This is a genomic window from Arthrobacter ulcerisalmonis (genome assembly GCF_900609065.1).
Classification (GTDB): Bacteria; Actinomycetota; Actinomycetes; order Actinomycetales; family Micrococcaceae; genus Arthrobacter; species Arthrobacter ulcerisalmonis.
In genome coordinates, this window is record NZ_UXAU01000009.1 from 56830 (window position 1) to 75188 (window position 18359).

The 18359-nt window shown below is 66.8% G+C and carries 18 protein-coding genes; 12 read left to right on the top strand and 6 right to left on the bottom strand.

Annotation, left to right across the window (positions count from 1 at the left end):
• Positions 1-21 precede the first annotated feature (21 nt).
• Positions 22-1011 (bottom strand): LacI family DNA-binding transcriptional regulator, encoded by a 990-nt coding sequence (locus PSET11_RS00605; protein WP_124090385.1) that lies wholly within the window; start codon positions 1009-1011, stop codon positions 22-24.
• Between the two features lie 233 nt (positions 1012-1244).
• On the opposite strand from PSET11_RS00605, the gene uriH reads away from it, so the two are divergent.
• The 5 genes from uriH (at position 1245) to PSET11_RS00630 (ending at position 6764) form a co-directional block, all read left to right on the top strand.
• Positions 1245-2258 carry a uridine-preferring nucleoside hydrolase UriH gene (uriH, locus tag PSET11_RS00610; RefSeq protein WP_124089726.1) on the top strand — a complete coding sequence of 338 codons (1014 nt, stop codon included), beginning with the start codon at positions 1245-1247 and terminating at the stop codon, positions 2256-2258.
• Position 2259: 1 nt separating this feature from the next.
• Positions 2260-3684 carry a uridine transporter UriT gene (uriT, locus tag PSET11_RS00615; RefSeq protein WP_238988972.1) on the top strand — a complete coding sequence of 475 codons (1425 nt, stop codon included), beginning with the start codon at positions 2260-2262 and terminating at the stop codon, positions 3682-3684.
• Positions 3681-4658, top strand: a complete 978-nt coding sequence (locus PSET11_RS00620) for a ribokinase (protein ID WP_124089728.1) — start codon at positions 3681-3683, stop codon at positions 4656-4658. The genes uriT and PSET11_RS00620 overlap by 4 nt, the downstream gene beginning before the upstream one ends.
• Before the next feature lie 106 nt (positions 4659-4764).
• Entirely contained in the window at positions 4765-5718 is a 954-nt protein-coding gene (locus PSET11_RS00625) for an alpha/beta hydrolase family protein (protein ID WP_203415859.1), read from the top strand.
• A 95-nt stretch (positions 5719-5813) separates the two neighbouring features.
• Positions 5814-6764 carry a carbohydrate kinase family protein gene (locus PSET11_RS00630; protein WP_124089730.1) on the top strand — a complete coding sequence of 317 codons (951 nt, stop codon included), beginning with the start codon at positions 5814-5816 and terminating at the stop codon, positions 6762-6764.
• Between the two features lie 84 nt (positions 6765-6848).
• Here the strand turns inward: PSET11_RS00630 and PSET11_RS00635 are convergent, their stop codons facing one another.
• Positions 6849-8015, bottom strand: a complete 1167-nt coding sequence (locus PSET11_RS00635; RefSeq protein WP_124089732.1) for an ABC transporter substrate-binding protein — start codon at positions 8013-8015, stop codon at positions 6849-6851.
• Between the two features lie 191 nt (positions 8016-8206).
• Here PSET11_RS00635 and PSET11_RS00640 point away from each other — a divergent pair, with 191 nt between their 5' ends.
• The 4 genes from PSET11_RS00640 (at position 8207) to PSET11_RS00655 (ending at position 10827) form a co-directional block, all read left to right on the top strand.
• On the top strand, positions 8207-8797 hold the full coding sequence (locus PSET11_RS00640; protein WP_124089734.1) for a dihydrofolate reductase family protein: 591 nt from the start codon (positions 8207-8209) through the stop codon (positions 8795-8797).
• A 37-nt stretch (positions 8798-8834) separates the two neighbouring features.
• On the top strand, positions 8835-9653 hold the full coding sequence (locus PSET11_RS00645; protein ID WP_124089736.1) for an HAD family hydrolase: 819 nt from the start codon (positions 8835-8837) through the stop codon (positions 9651-9653).
• 110 nt (positions 9654-9763) lie between these two features.
• Positions 9764-10012, top strand: a complete 249-nt coding sequence (locus PSET11_RS00650) for a hypothetical protein (protein ID WP_124089739.1) — start codon at positions 9764-9766, stop codon at positions 10010-10012.
• A 20-nt stretch (positions 10013-10032) separates the two neighbouring features.
• Positions 10033-10827, top strand: coding sequence for a glycerophosphodiester phosphodiesterase family protein (locus tag PSET11_RS00655; RefSeq protein WP_238988973.1), 795 nt, complete (start codon positions 10033-10035; stop codon positions 10825-10827).
• Positions 10828-10831: 4 nt separating this feature from the next.
• Here the strand turns inward: PSET11_RS00655 and PSET11_RS00660 are convergent, their stop codons facing one another.
• From PSET11_RS00660 to PSET11_RS00670, 3 genes are all read right to left on the bottom strand, one after another.
• Positions 10832-11896, bottom strand: coding sequence for an EAL domain-containing protein (locus tag PSET11_RS00660; protein WP_238988974.1), 1065 nt, complete (start codon positions 11894-11896; stop codon positions 10832-10834).
• A gap of 149 nt (positions 11897-12045) precedes the next feature.
• Positions 12046-13590, bottom strand: a complete 1545-nt coding sequence (locus tag PSET11_RS00665; protein WP_124089743.1) for a putative bifunctional diguanylate cyclase/phosphodiesterase — start codon at positions 13588-13590, stop codon at positions 12046-12048.
• Positions 13591-13608: 18 nt separating this feature from the next.
• Positions 13609-15258, bottom strand: a complete 1650-nt coding sequence (locus PSET11_RS00670; protein ID WP_124089744.1) for a sensor histidine kinase — start codon at positions 15256-15258, stop codon at positions 13609-13611.
• 83 nt (positions 15259-15341) lie between these two features.
• Between PSET11_RS00670 and PSET11_RS00675 the strand changes: the two genes are divergently transcribed.
• From PSET11_RS00675 to PSET11_RS00685, 3 genes are all read left to right on the top strand, one after another.
• Positions 15342-15728, top strand: a complete 387-nt coding sequence (locus tag PSET11_RS00675; RefSeq protein ID WP_124089745.1) for a DUF7793 family protein — start codon at positions 15342-15344, stop codon at positions 15726-15728.
• 70 nt (positions 15729-15798) lie between these two features.
• Positions 15799-16644, top strand: coding sequence for a class I SAM-dependent methyltransferase (locus tag PSET11_RS00680; protein ID WP_377946652.1), 846 nt, complete (start codon positions 15799-15801; stop codon positions 16642-16644).
• A 40-nt stretch (positions 16645-16684) separates the two neighbouring features.
• Entirely contained in the window at positions 16685-17809 is a 1125-nt protein-coding gene (locus PSET11_RS00685; RefSeq protein ID WP_124089747.1) for a glycerate kinase, read from the top strand.
• On the opposite strand, the gene PSET11_RS00690 is transcribed toward PSET11_RS00685, so the two are convergent.
• A complete protein-coding gene (locus tag PSET11_RS00690) occupies positions 17806-18324 on the bottom strand; it encodes a DUF6328 family protein (RefSeq protein ID WP_124089749.1) in 519 nt (172 codons plus the stop codon). The genes PSET11_RS00685 and PSET11_RS00690 overlap by 4 nt on opposite strands.
• Positions 18325-18359: the final 35 nt, after the last annotated feature.

Sequence of the window (18359 nt, forward strand, 5' to 3'; positions counted from 1 at the left end):
CAAGCTGCCGGAACTGCAACGCTAGATTGCGCCCGCCGACGTGGACCCGCGCACCACCAGCGAACTCTCCAGCGTGACCTCTGCCCGCTCCAGCACCTCGCCTTGCATCAGCCGGCGCAGGAGGGCGCCCGCTTCGAGTCCCAGGGGCGCTGCCGGTAGGTGCACGCTGGTGAGGCCGGGGCTGCTCGTGGCCGAATAGGGCAGGTCATCGAAGCCTGCCACCGCCAGCTCTTCCGGAATGCGGACGCCAGCCACCCGCGCCTCCTGCAGCACGCCGTAGGCGTGCGTATCAGTACTGCAGACGACGGCGGTCACACCCGCGCGCTGCCAATCAGGCCACGCGGCGGCGAAGGCAGCCGCGGCAGCGCCGACGTCGATGGTGGTTTCCACCGTATGCTCGGCAGCCACCTCAATTCCCAAGGTTGCGGCCTCGGCCAGGAAAGCCGCACGCCGGACCGCGAAGGTCTCGGTGCCTGTCACACTGTCCACATAGGCCACCTGGCGGTGCCCCTGGGCGGCCAAGTGTGCGGCGAGTTGGCGGGCGCCGTGCGCCACATCGAGGTTGACGGCCGGCGCGAACTCCGCCAGCCCGGGGGCGTCCAGCAGCACCAGTGGTCCGGAAATGGAGAGGTCCGCCAGAAAGCTGGAGTTGGGCGCATCCACCAGCAATCCCGCGGGGCGCAGCGACATGAGCCGGCGCACGTCTGCGGCCAGTGGAAACTGGCCGGAGTCGGTGACGGACAGCAGCAGTTGGTAGTCGGCGCCAAGCGCTTCGCGGACGCCGCTGATGACCTTGGCAAAGAAGGGGTTGGAAATATCGGGTGCCACCAGGATGACGATGGAACTAACGCCCTTGGCCAGTGAACTGCCGATGCCGTCCACCACGTAGCCAAGCTCGTCGATGGCTGCCCGGACCTTGGCGAGGTTGTCCGCGGAGACCCGGCCCGCCGTCTTGCCATTGGCCACCAGCGAGACGGTGGCAACCGAGACCCCCGCCTGCTCGGCGACCATGGCCGCCGTCGTCCGCCTGGTGGGGCGGGTTCGTGCTGGCTGTTGCCCCTGCTTCGCCGGATCCATACCACGATGGTACGGGCTTGCGCGGAGCCCAGCCAGCGCATGGCGTCAAGCGCTTGACCTCGGCTAACGTCAAGCGCTTGACGTTGTGCTGTGTCCAATGTCATGATCGTCTCCTGAACCTGAATCGACCTGCCCCCCGCAGGCCCCAATGACGTGGAGAAATTGAGATGGCATTGAACCCCCAGTCCGCAGCCAAGAAGATCATCCTTGACTGCGATCCCGGGCACGATGACGCGGTGGCGCTGCTGCTGGCGCACGGCAACCCGGACATCGAACTACTGGCCGTCACCACGGTGGTCGGCAACCAGACGCTCGAAAAAGTCACCCGCAACGCCCTGTCCGTGGGCACCATTGCCGGCATCACCGGCGTCCCCTTCGCTGCCGGCTGCGACCGCCCGCTGGTCCGCGCCATCGAAACGGCGCCGGACATCCACGGCGAGTCCGGCATGGACGGCCCCGCGCAGCCCGAGTCCACCATTGAACTGGACCCCCGCCACGCCGTCGACCTCATCATCGAGACCATCATGGCGCACGAGCCCGGCACCGTGACCCTGGTTCCCACCGCAGGCCTGACCAACATCGCCATGGCCGCCCGCAAGGAACCCCGCATCGTGGAGCGGGTCAAGGAAGTTGTCCTCATGGGCGGCGGCTACCACGTGGGCAACTGGAGCGCCGTGGCCGAGTTCAACATCATCATCGATCCCGAAGCCGCGCACATTGTCTTCAACGAGAAGTGGCCCGTGGTGATGGTGGGCCTGGACCTCACCCACCAGGCGCTCGCCACCCCCGAAGTTGTCGAAAAGATCGCCGCGATCGGCACCGGACCGGCAAGGTTCGTCCGGGAACTGATGGACTTCTTCGCCGCAACCTACAAGGACGCCCAGGGCTTCGACTACCCGCCCGTGCATGACCCCTGCGCCGTGGCCTACGTCATTGATCCCAGTATCGTCACCACCCGCAAAGTCCCCGTTGACATCGAACTCCAGGGCAAGCTCACCCTGGGCATGACCGTTGCGGACTTCCGCGCCCCGGCACCGGCCGATTGCAACACCAGCGTGGCAGTGGACCTCGATCACGCCCGCTTCTGGGATCTCGTCACCGACGCGCTGATCCGCATTGGTGACCCGTTCGACGGCGGCACCTCAGTCAGCGCGTCCGTTTCCACCGGAGAGGCCAAGTAAGTTGTCCACCACCGTTTCCACCCCCACCAGCCGCGGCAACGTTGCCGCACTGATGACAGCCCTGCTGGCCGCCTGTGTGGCGTTCCAGCTCAACGCTTCGATGCTCAGCCCGGCCCTGGTCACCATGGGCAAGGAACTCAACGCCGACCAGGCCGTCATTGGCCTGTCCCAGACGTGGTTCTTTACCGCTGCAGCGCTCTTCTCCCTCTTCCTGCCCCGCCTAAGCGACATCATCGGCCGCAAAAAGGTCCTGCTCGGCATGATGCTGCTCATGGCCGTCGGCTCGGTCATTGCCGCGCTTGCACCGGACGTGACCTGGCTCTTCGTGGGCCGGATCATCCAGGGCATCAGCGGCCCCACCGTGCCGCTCTGCCTCATCATGCTGCGCTCCGCCGTCAGCAACCCCCGCAAGTACGGCACCCTGATGGGCCTCATTACGGCCGTGAACGGTGGCGTTGCTGGCTTGGACTCCTTTGTGGGTGGCTACTTCGCGGAGCACTACGGTTTCCGCAGCATCTTCTGGTTGATGGTTGTCCTGGCCCTGGTGGCCACGGCCCTGATCGCCTTCCTGGCCACCGAGAGCAAGCCTGCTGCCGGTACCACCATGGACTGGCTGGGTGTCTTCTTCATTGTGATCGCCGTTGGCGCCCTGCTGACTGCCCTCAACGAGGGCGCCAAGCTGGTGGGCGCTTTCTCCAGCGGCACCCTGCTGCTGAGCCTCTTCCTGATTGTGGTGGCCGTCGCTGCGTTCTACGCGTTCTGGCGGACCGAACAGCGCACCAAGACGCCCATGGTGGAAACGGTGCACCTCCGCCAGCGCGCTACGTGGGCTCCGCTGCTCACCACCACGCTGACCATGACCGGTATCTTCGCCGTCATCAACGGCATTGTCCCGGCCTTCGTGCAGGCTGCCGATCCCGGCTTCGGCGTTGGTCCCACCGAGATGTCGCTGCTCATCCTGACGCCTTACGCGCTGCTGGGCTGGCTCTTTGGCCCACTCAGTGGCCGGTTGGCTCCGGTGTGGGGTTACACCAAGGTGCTGCGCATTGGCCTGGCCGGCAGCGTGGTGGCGTTGGCGATCATCGCCTTCTTCGGCCTGAACAGCCTGCCCATGATGATTGTTGGCACTGTCTTGCTGGGCATCATGTACGCCGGTACCGTCAACATCATGCTCAACGGACTCGGCGTGGTCCTCTCGCCCGCAGGCAACCCCGGCTTCCTGCCCGGCATGAACGCGGGTGCCTTCAACCTGGGCGCCGGCCTCAGCTTCCTGATCCTTCCCGCGGTGCTCGTTGCCACCGCGTCCCTTGGCGATGCCAGGGCCTCCTACCTCACCGTCATCGTGGTGGGACTGGTCCTCACCGTCGCCGCGTTTGCCGCCTCGATGCTGATCCCCAAGCCGGTTGAGGCTGAGGTGACCGCATGAGCGCCGCAACAAACACCGCTGGCCGGATCGTCGTCGTAGGCTCCCTGAACGCGGACCTGACCATCTACTGTGAGCGGCTGCCGCAACCCGGCGAGACCGTGCACGGCAATGGTTTCGCCGTGAACCCTGGCGGCAAGAGCGCCAACCAGGCCGTGGCCGCCGGCAAGCTGGGGGGCCAGGTCAGCCTGGTGGGCGCGGTGGGCGAGGACTCCAACGGCGCGATGCTTCGCGACTCTGTTGCCAGCGCCGGTGTGGACATCCAGCACGTGCGCAACGCCGCGGAGCCAACTGGTGTGGCGGTCATTGCCGTGGACGCCAGCGGCGAAAACAACATCATCATCTCCGCCGGTGCCAACGGCAGCCTGACCCCCGCCGACGTGGCGGGTGCCTCTGCGGCGATGGCGGGCGCCGCCGTCGTGAGCCTGTGCCTCGAAGTGGGGATGGAGACCGTGACCGCCGCGGCACAGGCAGGGCACGACGCCGGCGCAACAGTCCTGCTGAACCTCTCGCCGTACGCGGAAATCCCCGCAGCCCTGGCCGGCCTTACCGACGTGCTGCTGGTCAACGCGCACGAGGCAGCACTGTTCCTGGATTCGGACGTGCCCGGGCCCGACGGAGCGTTGGCGGACTGGGACGCTGTCCGGCTGCGCTTCGCCGAGCACGGTGTGCAGCGGATCCTGGTGACCCTGGGTTCGGCCGGCTCCATGGTGCTGGACTCCGTTGGCGATGCTGGCGCTGCTCCTGGTGCCGGCCAGGTGACTCGGATTGCTCCGACCACTGTGAATGCCGTGGATACCACCGGAGCCGGCGATGCATTCACCGGTGCGGTGGCTGTCAGGCTCGCTGCCGGGGATTCCCTTGCTGCCGCCGCCACGTTTGCCTCCGTTGCAGCTGCCCTGGCCACCACGGCCAAGGGCACGCAGGCAGCGTACCCGTCGGTGGCGGACGTTCACGCCCGCCTGGCCACAGCATAATCCCCTCCCGATCCCGGGCCGCCAACCCGTCCCGCCGTGACTGCACCCCTCAGCTGCGGCCTAGTTCCCCACTCATCTGCCAGGCACCCCCCTGTAGTCTCAGCAGATGACTGGGTTCAGGCGTCGCGCGTTCCTCGTTTTCGCGACGTCGGCGGCCGGGCTGGCTGCGTGCACCCCCACCAGCCAGCCCGGCTTAGATCCCGCCACCGCAAACCCTGGCCTCCGGGAGGATCCTTTGCCTCAGTTCACCGTGCAGCGGCACCGCTACGAGTACGGGGCGGATCCGAGCCAGTGGGGTGAGCTGTTCCTGCCTGACCTCGCACCACATGAGCAGCACGCCGGCGTAGTGGTGGTCATCCACGGCGGTTACTGGCGCTCGCAATACGGCGCGGAGCTTGGAGTTCCACTGGCCCAAGACCTGGCCGAACAAGGCTTCGCCGCCTGGAACCTTGAGTACCGCCGCATGGGCAATGGCGGCGGCTGGCCGCAGACGTTCCTTGACGTCCTGACCGGCGTGGACAAGCTGCGCGAGCTGTCCACGCTGCACTCCCTTGATCTGGGTAAAGTGGTGGCGCTGGGCCATTCCGCGGGTGGGCAGCTCGCCGTGTGGGCGGCTGGCCGGGGTCGGCTTGCAGGGCTGGGGTTGGCAGGACCTGACGACGCGGAGCTGGCACGACTCGCCAGCTCACCCAATGCAGTTCGACTGACAGGGGTGGTCAGCCAGTCCGGCGTGCTCAACCTTGCCGAGGCGGAAAAACTCAACCTCAGCAACGGTGCGGTGGACAACCTGCTGGGCGGGACGTCGTCGGACTTCCCGGAGCGGCACCGCCTCGCCGACCCCATGGCCGCCTTGCCGCTGGCCGTGCCCGTCTACGCCGTGCATGGCGAGGACGACACCACCGTCCCCACGGTCATGTCCACCAGCTATGTGGACGCCAGCCAGTCAGGTCCGGTTCCTGCCATGTTCGTCAGCGTCCCAGGTGACCACTTCGCCCTGATCGACTCCGCCGCCGAAGCCTATGTGCGCTGCCGCGAGCTTGTGGCGTCGCTCCTGGCGTAACCCTCCCGGAGTTTTTACGACGGTTCGGGCAATCCTCCCGGAGTTCTGGCGACACCCAGTACGTCCAAAGCGGCCAAATCTGGCAGAGTATGGCCATGCTCACAGTTATTGGCGAAGGCCTCGTCGACGTAGTCCAGCGCGCCTCCGGAACCGAAGTCCACGTGGGCGGAAGCCCGCTCAACGTCGCGGTGGGCCTGGCCCGGCTCGATCACCCGGTGCAGTTCATTGGCCGCTACGGCAAGGACGCGTACGGCGAATCGGTGGCCGCGCATTTGCGCGCCAGCTCCGTGATGCTGCCGCAGGCCCCGGACGAGCTGCCCACCAGCGTGGCAACCGCCGTGATTGACGACGACGGCGCCGCCACCTACACGTTCGACCTCGCCTGGGAGCTGCCCGGCCTGGCCGACCGGCTCGCCTTCATGCTGCAGGGCACCACCCTGCTGCATACCGGCTCCATTGCCACGATGCTGGCACCGGGCGCAGCCGACGTGTTGGCCGCCGTCGAGCACGCCCACCCGTCCGCTACCATCAGTTTCGATCCCAACTGCCGCCCCAGCATCATCACGGACGTGGACTTTGCGCGGGAACAGACCGAGAAGTTCGTGGCGCTCGCCGACGTGGTCAAGGCCTCGGACGAGGACCTGCAGTGGCTGTACCCGGGCCAGGACGTGCTGGAATCCGCACGGAAATGGCTGGCCCTGGGCGGCTCAAACGGCGGCTCGGAGGGGCCAGCCCTGGTGGTGGTGACCCGCGGCGCCGCAGGGCCCTGGGGCGTCAACGCTGCGGGTGAAGCGGAGTTCCCGGCACCCAAGGTGGACATTGCCGACACCGTTGGTGCAGGGGATTCGTTCATGGCCGCACTGGTATCCGGCGTGGTGGATCGTGGCTTGGCGGGGGCACAGAACCGGGACGCGCTGCGGGCGCTCCCGGCCGAAGGGCTTGCCGAACTCCTGGCCGAGGCCGCGCGCGCTGCCGCGATCACTGTTTCACGGTCCGGCGCCAACCCGCCGTCGCGCGCGGAACTGGACGCAGCACCGCGCAGCTGAGCCGAAACGCGCCGTACCCGCCCTCACCACTGGTGGAGAGGCGGGTACGGTGCTGACGGAAAAGCAGGTACAGCGGCGGTGTGGTCAGTCCTTGCCCAAGCCCGCCGCGGAGATCTTCTCGCCCGTAACTTCGTTCAGGGGAGCGAGGTTGAAGATCCCGTTGATGTCGGCCTGCTTGGTGGTTCCTGCAGTGACGCCGTCCGCGAGGAGCTTCTGGTAGCTGCCAGCCAGCGGATCCGTGGTAAACACGATGTTCTTCAGCGACCGCTCGATCACGTCCGCCTTGAGTTCGGCGCCGGCGGCTTCCTTCAAGGCGGCGTTGATGACGGTGGCCTTCTCCGTGGCGGAAGCGGTGTTGAGCCAGTCAACGGACTTGGCGTGCCCCTTGAGGAGTGCCTTCACGGTATCGGGGTGCTCGGCCGCGAACTTCTTGTTAACAATCAGGATGGTGGTGGGGAACTCGCCCGGCTTGCCGGTCAGGGAACCGTCCCAGAGGTCCTTTTCATCCACCAGCACCTTGGCTCCGGCGGTCAGTACCAAGCGCGAGGCCCAGGGCTCGGGCAACCATGCGCCGTCGAGCTTTCCGTCCTGGAACAGTTTGAGGGTCTGCGCGTTGTCGGTGGGGTTGATGGCCACATCGCCGCTGCCGTCCACGTTGGTTTTGTAGCCCTGCGCAGCCAACCAGGCGCGTAACGCAACGTCCTGGGTGCCGCCGAGCTGAGGCGTAGCCAAGGTCTTTCCGCGCAGGTCAGCAGCGGAATTGAGCTCAGGTTTGACCACCAGTTGGGCGCCACCGGCGGCGGCCCCTGCGATGATCGAGATCGACTCGCCCTGGCTCTTCACGAACGAGTTGATGGCCGGGTTGGGGCCGATGTACGTGGCGTCGATGGCGCCCGCGTTCAGCGCCTCAATGGCGGCCGGCCCGGCGTTGAACACCTGGGTGCTGAGCTTGGTGCTGCCCAGGTTGTCCGCGAGGTAGCCCTGGCTGACGCCCACCAAAGCGGGCGCGTGGGTCACGTTGCCGAAGTAACCAAGCCGCAGCTCAGCGGCCGGGTTTCCTGCCGGGGCGGCTTCCGCTGCCGGCGCGGTGTTGTTGGCGTTGACCGCTGAGGCCACGGCTACTCCGCCGCCGGCCAGCAACAGGACGGCGGCGGCGATGCCGATCTTCAGACCCAGGGGACGCTTGGGGGCGGCCTGACCGGCCACGATTCGGGTGGAACTTTGCGGACTCTTGTCCGGGGATGCTGACATGAGGATTCCTTCGGTGGGGGATGCTGAATCGAGAGTACGGAGCCCGCCCGGGGCCCACAACGGCGCGGGACGCGCACGGTCACGGGGCGTCGCGCGGGCTCAATCTGGCGTCGCGGGGCGTCACGAAAGGACACGGATCGACATCTGCGGCGGCCAGTCCGTCGGGGCGGTTGGGGTGGCATCATGGGGGCATGAGCAGCGTCACGTGTGATTTGACGATTTCCCTGGACGGCTACGTCGCCGGACCCGAGCAGAGCCTCGAGCAGCCCATGGGTGTTGGTGGTAAACGCCTGCACCGGTGGATGTTCGAAGAGCCGGACCAACACGAGTCCGAGCGGGCGGGGATCCTGGCCGCTGGCGCGTACATCATGGGCCGGAACATGTTTGCGGGCCCGGGGGACCGGGACGCATCGTGGCGGGGCTGGTGGGGTGAAGAGCCGCCGTACCATGCACCCGTTTATGTCCTCACCACCGAACCCCGCGAGCCGTTGGTGCTGTCGGGCGGCACCACCTTCCACTTCGTCGATGAGGGGATCGTGGCAGCCCTGGTGCGTGCCCGGGCTGCGGCCGGCAGCAAGGACGTGGCGATCGCTGGTGGTGCCAGCACCGCACGGCAGTACTTGGCCGCAGGGCTGATTGACGAGCTTCGGCTGCACATGGCGCCCGTGCTCCTCGGCGGTGGCGAACGGCTGCTGGACGGCGTCCCGGACATCACGCTCGAGCCCATGGAGGTCAGCGGCAGTGGCCTGGTCACGCACATCAGGTACCGGGTGGTGCACTGAAGGCCAGCCGTTTCGCCAACCCACGTAGACTGGCAGGATGCGGCTGGTAGCAAGTGACATTGATGGAACGATCCTTGGCCACGACGGCAAGATCAGCGACCGCACTGTCCGCGCCTTCCACGCGTGCCGGGACGCTGGGGTGGAGCTGGTCTTCGTGACCGGCCGGCCGCCGCGCTGGCTCTCGCCCCTGCAGGATCAGTTGGGCCACGCCGGCACCGTCATCTGCTCCAACGGGGCAGTGGTCTGGGACCTCGAAGCGGACAAAGTGGTCTCCTCGCAGGCGCTGGATCTCGCCGACGTCCTGGCAGCCCGCACCATCATCAAGGAACTCCGGCCCACGGCCAGGTTTGCGGTGGAAACTCTGGACGGCTTCCAGCTGGAACCGGGCTTCCTCGAGGACGAATCGAGCGAACTCCTTGGCGGGTTCGATCCCAAACCACTCAGCGAGACGCTCAAGAGCACCGACGCCGTGGTGAAGTTCCTGGCGATTGTTCGGGAGGGCACCCCTGACGAGTTCCTTGCCCAGGTGCGTCCCGCCGTCGGGCATCTGGCCTCGGTGACGCATTCCGCGCCGTCGGTTGCGCTGCTGGAACTCTCGCGGCCGGGCCTGAACAAGGCCGTTACCCTGGCGGGCTACGCCGCGTCATTGGGGATCGACGCCGCGGATGTGGTGGCCTTCGGTGACATGCCCAACGACATCGAGATGCTCCGCTGGGCAGGCCACGGGTACGCGATGGCCAGCGGGCATCCGGACGCCATCCGCGCTGCCGGCCAGCAGGCGCCGCATTTCGACGACGACGGCGTGGCCCAGGTCCTCGAGGCGCGGCTTGCTGAGTTGGGCGTTCCGCTGTCCTGACGGGCCGCCGTCGAACGTTTCCCAGCTGGGGTTCAGCTGGCGCTCATTCCACGTTTACCTTTGCGCCCTAGGTTGGAGAAGAAGATCCCCCTTCGACCTTAGGCGTCACCATGGCAAAGAACGTGGACCACACATTGGCCGAGCGGCCCCTACGCGCCGCCACCCCTGCGCCGCACTGGAAAAACCTGCGGCCGGGCCAGCGCGTGAGCGTGCTGCTGGCGCCCGGGTTCAGCACCGACGGCCTGGTGGATGCTCTAACGGCGGATCACACCACCGTCTGGGTCATTCTGGACGGCGGCCGCGGCCGGACGCTGTTGCACTGCAGCGACGGCGTGGAGATCTTGCCGCACGAGGGCTGACCCTCGGGTACGCTCGGCCTGTGACCCTGCCGTTCTTCCGCACTACCGACACCGCAGCCATACCCATAGCCATGGCGCACCGCGGTTTCTCGCGTGCCGGGCTGGAAAACTCCATGACAGCTTTTCGGGCGGCGGCGGACCTCGGCTACCGGTACCTGGAAACGGACGTCCACACCACGGCGGACGGCGTGCTGCACCTCTTCCACGACGACACCCTGGACCGGGTGAGTGATGGGCGGGGCAAGCTTGCGGAGCTCACGGCGCAGGACGTTGCCGCAGCGCGGATCGGCGGGGTGGAGCGCATTCCGCTGTTCGATGAACTCGTCACTGAGCTACCCCAAGCCCGGCTCAACTTGGACGTCAAGGACTGGCAGTCGGTGCCGAGCCTGGCTGAGGCCATTGAGCGCCACGGCGTCCACGATCGCGTCCTGGTCACGAGTTTTTCCGATCGACGACGGCGGGCGGTACAGAAATTGCTCAGTCGCCCGGTCGCGGGTTCAGCGGGGGTCCTGGGCAACGGGCTCTTCACGCTGCTGGGACCCGTGCTGCCCGGTGCCGCCTTCCGGCCCCTGATGCGGCGGGTGCTGGGCGGGGTTCAGGCGCTGCAGGTACCGGTGCGTTTCCGGGGGCTCACGGTGGTTACGCCCGCGTTCCTCCGCCGGGCCCACAGCCTGGGCCTGGTGGTGCATGTCTGGACCGTCAACGAACCAGACGAGATGCGCCGGCTGTTGAACCTTCGCGTGGACGGCATCGTCACCGACAGGGCGGATCTGCTCAAGGCCGTCCTGGTGGATCGCGGACAGTGGGCGGCGTAGCTGGTCAGCGCAGCTGCTGTGGCTTGGGCGCACCAGCATTGGTCTCGGTCTCAGCCGCGGTGGGTAGGAGCTCGGGCTCGGGGGCTGCCAATGCTTTGCTCCACGTGGCCCAGTCCTGCGGCCGGACCGATGGCCGGCCCAGGAGGTAGCCTTGGCCAGCGCTGATCCCCAGCTCGGTGAGGGCAGCGAGTTCACCTTCAGTTTCGATGCCCTGCGCCACCAGAGTGCTGCCGATCTGCTCGGTGAAGTCCACCAGGCAGGCGGCAAGGGCGTACTGCAGGCGTTCGGTGTCCACGCCACCAATCACGCTGCGGCCCACTTTAACGAAGTCGGGGCGCAGATGGATCATCCGGCTCAGGGCGCCGGCTCCGGAGTGGGTCTCGTCTACGGCGAGCCGCAGTCCTTGCTCGCGCAGCGGCGTGATGGCCGCGACAAACAGTTCATATTCCGAATCAGGAATACTTTCGGTCAACTCCAACACCACGCGGTTGATGGGGAGATCGATGTGCGCGAACAGTTCCGGCAACCGGGGGTCAATGCAGGACGTGGGCGAAATGTTCAGCGAAATGTACAGGTGCGGGGCGAGGTCTCGGGCAGCAGCGGCAGCCGACCCGAGGGCGGAGAATTCGAGGTTGGCGCCCAACCCCACGGCAGCAGCTTCGGCAAACCAGAGTTCGGCAGCGGCGCCGTCGTCGCTGACGAAGCGCGAGAGGGCTTCCACACCCACCACGTCATTCTGGGCCAGGCCGTAGATGGGCTGGAAGGCGGTCATGAGCATCTGGTTTTCCAGCAGCGCGCTGATCCGGGACATGCTCTGGATGGAGTCCATCTGCTCGGCAATCTTCGGCGGCAGCGCCGGTGCGGTCAGGGTGTGTGAGCCCTGAGACTGGGCAGTGGCCCCAGCATCCAGACGCCTCGCTTCGAGGAAGTAGTCGAGCAGTGCGCGCTCGGGGACGCCTGGATTTTCCTCCAGGCTGTTGCTCAGGCGCTGGCGGATGGCGGCTCCGGCAGGATCCGAATCCGACAGGACGGTGGCGATGATGCCCCATGCTTGTACGCGAACTGACACTAGCGACGCCCCCTCTGACGAAGCAATGGACTCGACGGCCACCGTGAACATTCACGGTGGGTTTGTTGTGCTTGCCCCTGCTGATGCGGCGGTGAGAATCACAGGCCGCAGGATGATCGTATCCCGGCGCGGCGGAAACTGCAGCACGGTCAGGACTGCGGGGCACAATCGCGCGGTGGCGCGGCCAGGAGCGCCGGAACGTTCTCTGGTGGGACCGGCCTGCTGAAGTAGTAGCCCTGCGCACTGAGGCACCCTAGATCGCGCAAGATCTTGGCCTGTTCAGCCGTTTCCACGCCCTCCCAGACGGCTTCCAGGCCGCAGGCGCGGACCAGCTGCAGCACTGCCGCCACCAGCGCGGGTTGGCTGGGATCGGTCCCCAGGCCAATAATCAGGGACCGGTCCACCTTGACCCGGTCCACCGGGAGCCGGCGCAGGTAGCTGATGGACGAGTAGCCGGTGCCAAAGTCGTCGATTTCGATCCCTACGCCCAGGCCGCGCAGCCCGCCCAGGGAATATCGGTCCAGCTCGTTGCCCTTGACGATCGCTACTTCGGTCAGTTCCAGCACCACCTGTTCGGGCCGGACGCCCGTCTCTCGCAGGACAGTCCGGACGTCCTCGATGAACTGCAGGCTTTGCAGGTCGGTCGCCGAAATGTTGATCCGCACGGTGAAGGAGCTATCCACCACGCCGGCGTCGAGCCAGCTGCGCAGTTGCGACAACGCAGCGCGGAGTACCCATAGCCCCAGCTCGGAGATGAGCAAGGCCTCCTCGGCCAACGGAATGAACTCGTCCGGCATGATGAACCCGCGGGTAGGATGGTTCCACCGGACGAGGGATTCGACACCTTCGATCTTGCCCGTGACCAGGTCCACCACGGGTTGGTAATGCAAGGTGAGGCCGCTGCTCCTGATGGCTGTGCGCAGGTCATCCACCAGTTGCGTGCGCAGCCGGCGGACCAGCAACAGGCTGGGCTCAAAGCGGTGGAGCCGGTTCAGGCCCTCGGCCTTGGACGCGTACATGGCGACGTCGGCTTCCATCAGCATGTCTTCGGCGTTTTGATCGCCGCCACCCACGCTGAGCCCGATGCTGGCCCCGCAGCGCACGTTCCGACCAGCGAGTTGGATGGGCTCCTTCACGGCCGCCAGGATGCGGTGCCCCACAATGGTGGCCTGCTCCAAGGTTGCGGTGGGCATCAGGATGGCGAATTCGTCACCGCCAAGCCGGGCCACGACGTCGGTAGCCCGGACGGCGCCACGGATGCGTTCGCCAATGGTCACCAAGACCTGGTCGCCCGCCGTGTGGCCCAGGCTGTCGTTGATGGCCTTGAAGGAGTCGAGGTCCATCATCAGGACCGCTGGCCCTTCGCCGGCAGCAGCCGGGGTGGTCAGGGCTGCCCGCAGGGCGTCGAGGAGTGCGGCGCGGTTGGCCAGGTGCGTCAGGGCATCCTGCATGGCCATCTGCTGCATTTCCAGATGGGCTTCGTGGAGCAGTTGGGTGCGGACCTGGACGCGTTGTTCCAGTTCGGCGTAGATGACCTGGAGGTCTTCGGCCAGGAGGTTGACGCCCATGATGATGGCGTCGAGCTCATCGCGGTTTTCGGAGATCTCGATTCGGGAGCTGAGATCGCCGGACGCCAGCTGCACGATTCCTTCCAGGAGCAGTGCGAAGCGGGCGGCGTCGTCGTCGGCAAACATGAGGAGCTCCCTTCGTGTCTAGTTGATCCGAACGTTGTCGGCGTCCAGGGGCAGGCTCACAGTCACGGTGGTTCCGGCGCCCAACGTGGAGGTAACGTCGATGTGTCCGCCGTGCCGGGCAACGATGTCCCGGGTGATCGCCAGGCCCAAGCCGGTGCCCGGGATTTCGCCGGAAATAGCGTTGGAAGCGCGGTAGAAGCGGGTGAACACGTGGTCGATTTCATCGGTGGAAATGCCAATTCCCGTATCTGCGACGCTCACCGTGGCCCACTGGTTGCCGTGGACGTCTGCGTGCGACTCGCTGCCCACGTCGATCCGGCCGCCACTGGGGGTGAATTTTATGGCGTTGGACACCAGGTTGGTGAAGACGCGTTGCAACTGGACCTCGTCGGCCAGGATTTCCGGATCTTCCGGCACCGCGTCCAGGGCAATGGTGACGTTCTGCAGCTCGGCTAGGGGACGGAGCGCGGAGGCTACCAAGTCTAGGGTCTGGCCCAACCGGACCGGGGTTCGGTGCAGCAGGCTGTCGTCGACGCCCAGGTGCGAGACGCTGAGCATGTCCTCAATGAGGGTCCGCAACCGCTCGGTATTGCGCACCACGATGTCCAACATCTGGTGTACGTCGTGGGGCAGCTCATCGGTACCTTCCAGGATCATGTCCAGGTACGCCATGATCGAGGTCAATGGGGTGCGCAGTTCGTGGTTGACGGTGGCCAGGAAGTCGGTCTTGGCCTTGTCCAGTTGACGCAGTTGCTTGAGAACCTGCAGTTGGCTGTTGATGAGGTGGCTCTGGATGAGGCCGTGGGCTGCGTTGCCGGCAACGTGCTGGATCAAGCCACGTTCAGTTCCTGACCACAACCGTTCCCCGTCCAACATGGCGATCCAGATGATGCCAAACGAAGACGTCCCCTCACCCACGGGAACGGCAAGGGTTGAGGCGGCCTCCGGAAGGCTCGACGGCGGCACTTCGCCCAAGGCGGGCACAGCGGACTCGTCGGCCCCCGCCGTCGTCATGTTTTCGGTCCGCGACCAGAGGTGGTCTGCCAATTGGCGGGCCACCACGTCACTGGGCAGGGTGCCTGCGGGCGCCGGTGCCAGGCCGGGGCGATGCCACGAGGCGGTGATTGCTGGGACGCGTTGGTCCTCAAAAGTCCGCAACCACACGCGATCGGCGCCGAAAGTTTCGCCGAAACCCGCCACCACGTACTCGGCAATGAGTTGCGGATCGTTGGTGGCACGGACGGAGGCAGATACCTGGCGGAGCCTGCCGCGAAGCGCTTCCGTTTCCCGGCGCGCGGTATTTCGGCGGCTGACGTAGCTGATGAGGGCGGTGGCGCGGTGCACGAGCTCTGCAGGCGCCGGTGGTTTCGCAATGGAATCGTGGACGCCGGGACGGTCCATCGCAGCGACTTCTGCGGCCTCGGCCAGGTCAACCAGGACAAGGACCGGGGCCTCCGAGCGGGGCACGTCCACGCTGGAGTCGGCAATAATCACTGAGGGCTGCCCGTCAGCCAGCAACGCGGCCAGGCCAGGGGCGTCGGCGGTGGTCCGCACGGCGTAGTGGGCGTCGCGGAGGGCTGCCGCAATAGAGGCCAGCCGGTCGGCGTCGGGATCCGCCACAATGGCAGTGCGGGGCGCGCGGAACTCACGCGGCACGTCAGCCGCCACAATGCCCCCCTTCCCTGGTAGTTGAGTACATTGTAGGGGGATGCGGGGCTGGGGGCTCCATGGGCAATCGGCGAAGGAGCAGCATGACGGATCAGCCAGCGGAACCGGTCGAGGGAGACCTCTCCATGGATGCCCACGGCATCCTCCATCTTGTTTGGCCCAGGGGAGCGTCGATCACGGAGGCGGACGCCGAGGACGCCATGCGTCGCGTCAATGACATGTGCGGCGAGGAACGGCACCCCATGGTGGTGGACATGGCCACAACCGCCCAAGTCAGCAGGGGAGCCCGCGCCGTTTTTGGCAGACCCTGCCAAGCTTCTCGGATCGCTCTGCTGGGCTCCTCGCCGGTGGACAAGGTACTGGCAAACTTCATCCTCGGTATCAGCAAGACTCCGTGCCCCACCCGATTCTTCACCTCACGCCCTGACGCGCTGGACTGGCTGACGTCAGACGCGGACGGCACCTCCTGAACAGACGGGCTGAGCACCAAACAGCACCCACCAGCACGCGTGTCTGGCCATCCGGACATATATTGGAGCGGTGCCTTCCCCCGCAGAACCTGCCAAGCGCCGATCGTCCACTCTCCGCGCAGCCATCGCAGGAGCCAAGACATATCTGCTCCTGCCGCAGCTGATCCGGCTGTCAAAGTCGGCGCCGAAGGACAGGCCGGTGGCCTGGGACCGCTACTGGGCAGGCATCAGGACCACGGGACCGGGCGGCGAAGTGTTGTGGGATTCCGGGTCCGAGCACGAGTTTGAGGGCTACCGCGCGATTTTGGCGCAGTACCTGGACCCCACGCTGCCGGTGGTGGATGTGGGGTGCGGACATGGAAGTTTCACGCGGTCCCTCGCCGGCATCTTCAGCGAGGCGGTCGGCGTGGACATCGCCGCACACGCCATATCCCGGGCGGCCGCAGACTCGGCCGCGCTGCCCAACGTCCGCTTCGAAGTACGTGACATGACGGCTGCGGGGGCGGCAGCCGGGTTGGTGCCCGGCCCGAGCGCCAACATTTTTGTCCGGGGGGTGCTGCATGTCTTGGCACCCGCTGACCAGGCGGCCCTGGCCGCCAATCTCCGCGTCCTCGCCGGCCCGCAGGGCTCGGTATTCCTGGCCGAGACCAACTTCGCCGGCAACCCGGTACAGTACGTTTCCCATCTGGGCGCCACCGGCCGTCGTATTCCAGCGCCACTGGAGCGGGCCATCCGCGAGCTGCCAATGCCCGGGCATTTCGGTCCGGCGCAACGCGAGAAAGCGATGCCTGCCGCAGACTGGGAACTCGTCAGAGACGGCGCCGTGACGATCGAGACCAACCCCGCCACCGGGGTGGCCGAGCAGAGCCGAGTGCCGGGCTACTTTGCCGTGCTCCGGCCCCGCGCCGCGGCCTGACCGGGACCTCCATGTCCGGCCCGGCTGGCATGATGGGCGCATGCGAATTCTCATTGCCCCCGACAAGTTCAAGGGTTCCCTGACGGCAGCGGAAGCGGCGGCGGCCATCGCCGAAGGCGCGCTGCGGGTCTACCCGGATGCCGTGGCCACGCAGTTTCCTATCGCCGACGGCGGCGAAGGGACCCTGGAAGCGGCCGTCGCGGCAGGGTACGCGGAGCGGCTGAACGCCGTGGTGGGCCCCATCCTCGCCCCGGTGGGGGCAGCCTGGGCGTTGGGAACGGACGACGCCGGCACGGTCACCGCAGTCATCGAAACCGCGCAGGCATCCGGCCTGGCCAGCATGGAACCCACGCCCGCCAACGCGCTGCGGGCGCACAGTTACGGCTGCGGGCAGTTGATCGCGGCAGCCCTGGAAGCCGGTGCCACCGAAATTGTGCTGGGCCTTGGCGGCTCCGCCATGACCGACGGCGGCAGCGGAGCCCTCCGGGCGCTCGGCCTGAAACCCCTGGACAGCGCCGGCAACGTGGTGCCGTTGGGTGGCGGATCACTCGCTGACATTGTTGGCCTGGACACCAGTGGACTCGATCCCCGGCTTGCCGCCACCACGTTCCGGATTGCCGTGGACGTGCGGAACCCGCTCTACGGCGCCGACGGTGCCGCCCACGTTTTTGGGGCACAGAAGGGCGCCGACGCCGATGCCGTGGAGGTGCTCGACGCCGGGCTCCGCAACTGGGCGTCCATCCTCCGGCAGGCGACGGGCCGGGACGTCAACGTGCCGGGGGCCGGCGCTGCTGGCGGGTTCCCGGCGTCGTTCCTTGCCTTCACGGGCGCCGAACTGGAAGGTGGGTTTGCGCTGGTAGCCGGCCTGACGGGCCTCGCCGACCAGTTGGCTGGGGCGGACCTGGTGATCACCGGTGAAGGCTCCATGGACTCGCAGTCACTGACCGGCAAGGCGCCCATTGCGCTCGCGGACGCAGCCCGGGACCGTGGCATTCCCGTGATTGTGGTGGCCGGCCGGATCCTGGTGACGCCCGAGGAGCTGGCCCAGCACGGCGTGGTGGCCGCCGCCCAACTGTTGGACGTGGCGCAAAGCCCGGAAGACGCCGTCGCGCACGCCGCGAAGTATCTCGCCTGGGCCACCAGCCAGGTGCTGGAGGGCGCCTAAAGCGGTCCTGCCCGGTGCGCGGTGGTGGCAGTTGCCGCGCGCCGGTTCAGATGGATGGGCACGTAGATCAGCATTGCGGCCATGAAGGCGAGCAGTGCGCCGCCTGCCGTCAGCCCGGCCTGCCGGCCAGCCGCGACGTCGAAAACCAGGCCCGCCGTCCCCGCGCTGAGGAAGCCGATGCCGCAGAGCGCGATCTTGGTGATGCGGTCAGCGCTGGACACCAGCGTTTCCTTGAGTCGTTTCCGGAAGAGCCGGCGATGCACGCTGACCGGGAGCAGGATGAAGGCAGTGGTCATGGCTGCCAGCAGGACGTTGATTAGGTACAGGGTGACCTGATAGCTGTCCAAGGTGGTGAAGCGTTGCTGGAAGGGCAGCGTCAGCAGGAACCCGGCCAGGATCTGGACTCCGGTCTGGAGCATCCGTAGTTCCTGCAGGAGTTCGCCCCAGTTGCGGTCCAGTTGCTCATCGCGCGACTCGTTGCGTCCGCGCCGTGGGGCGGTGTCCTCGATCGACATGCTTACTCCCTCTCGCCGCAACGCTGCTGGTCCCT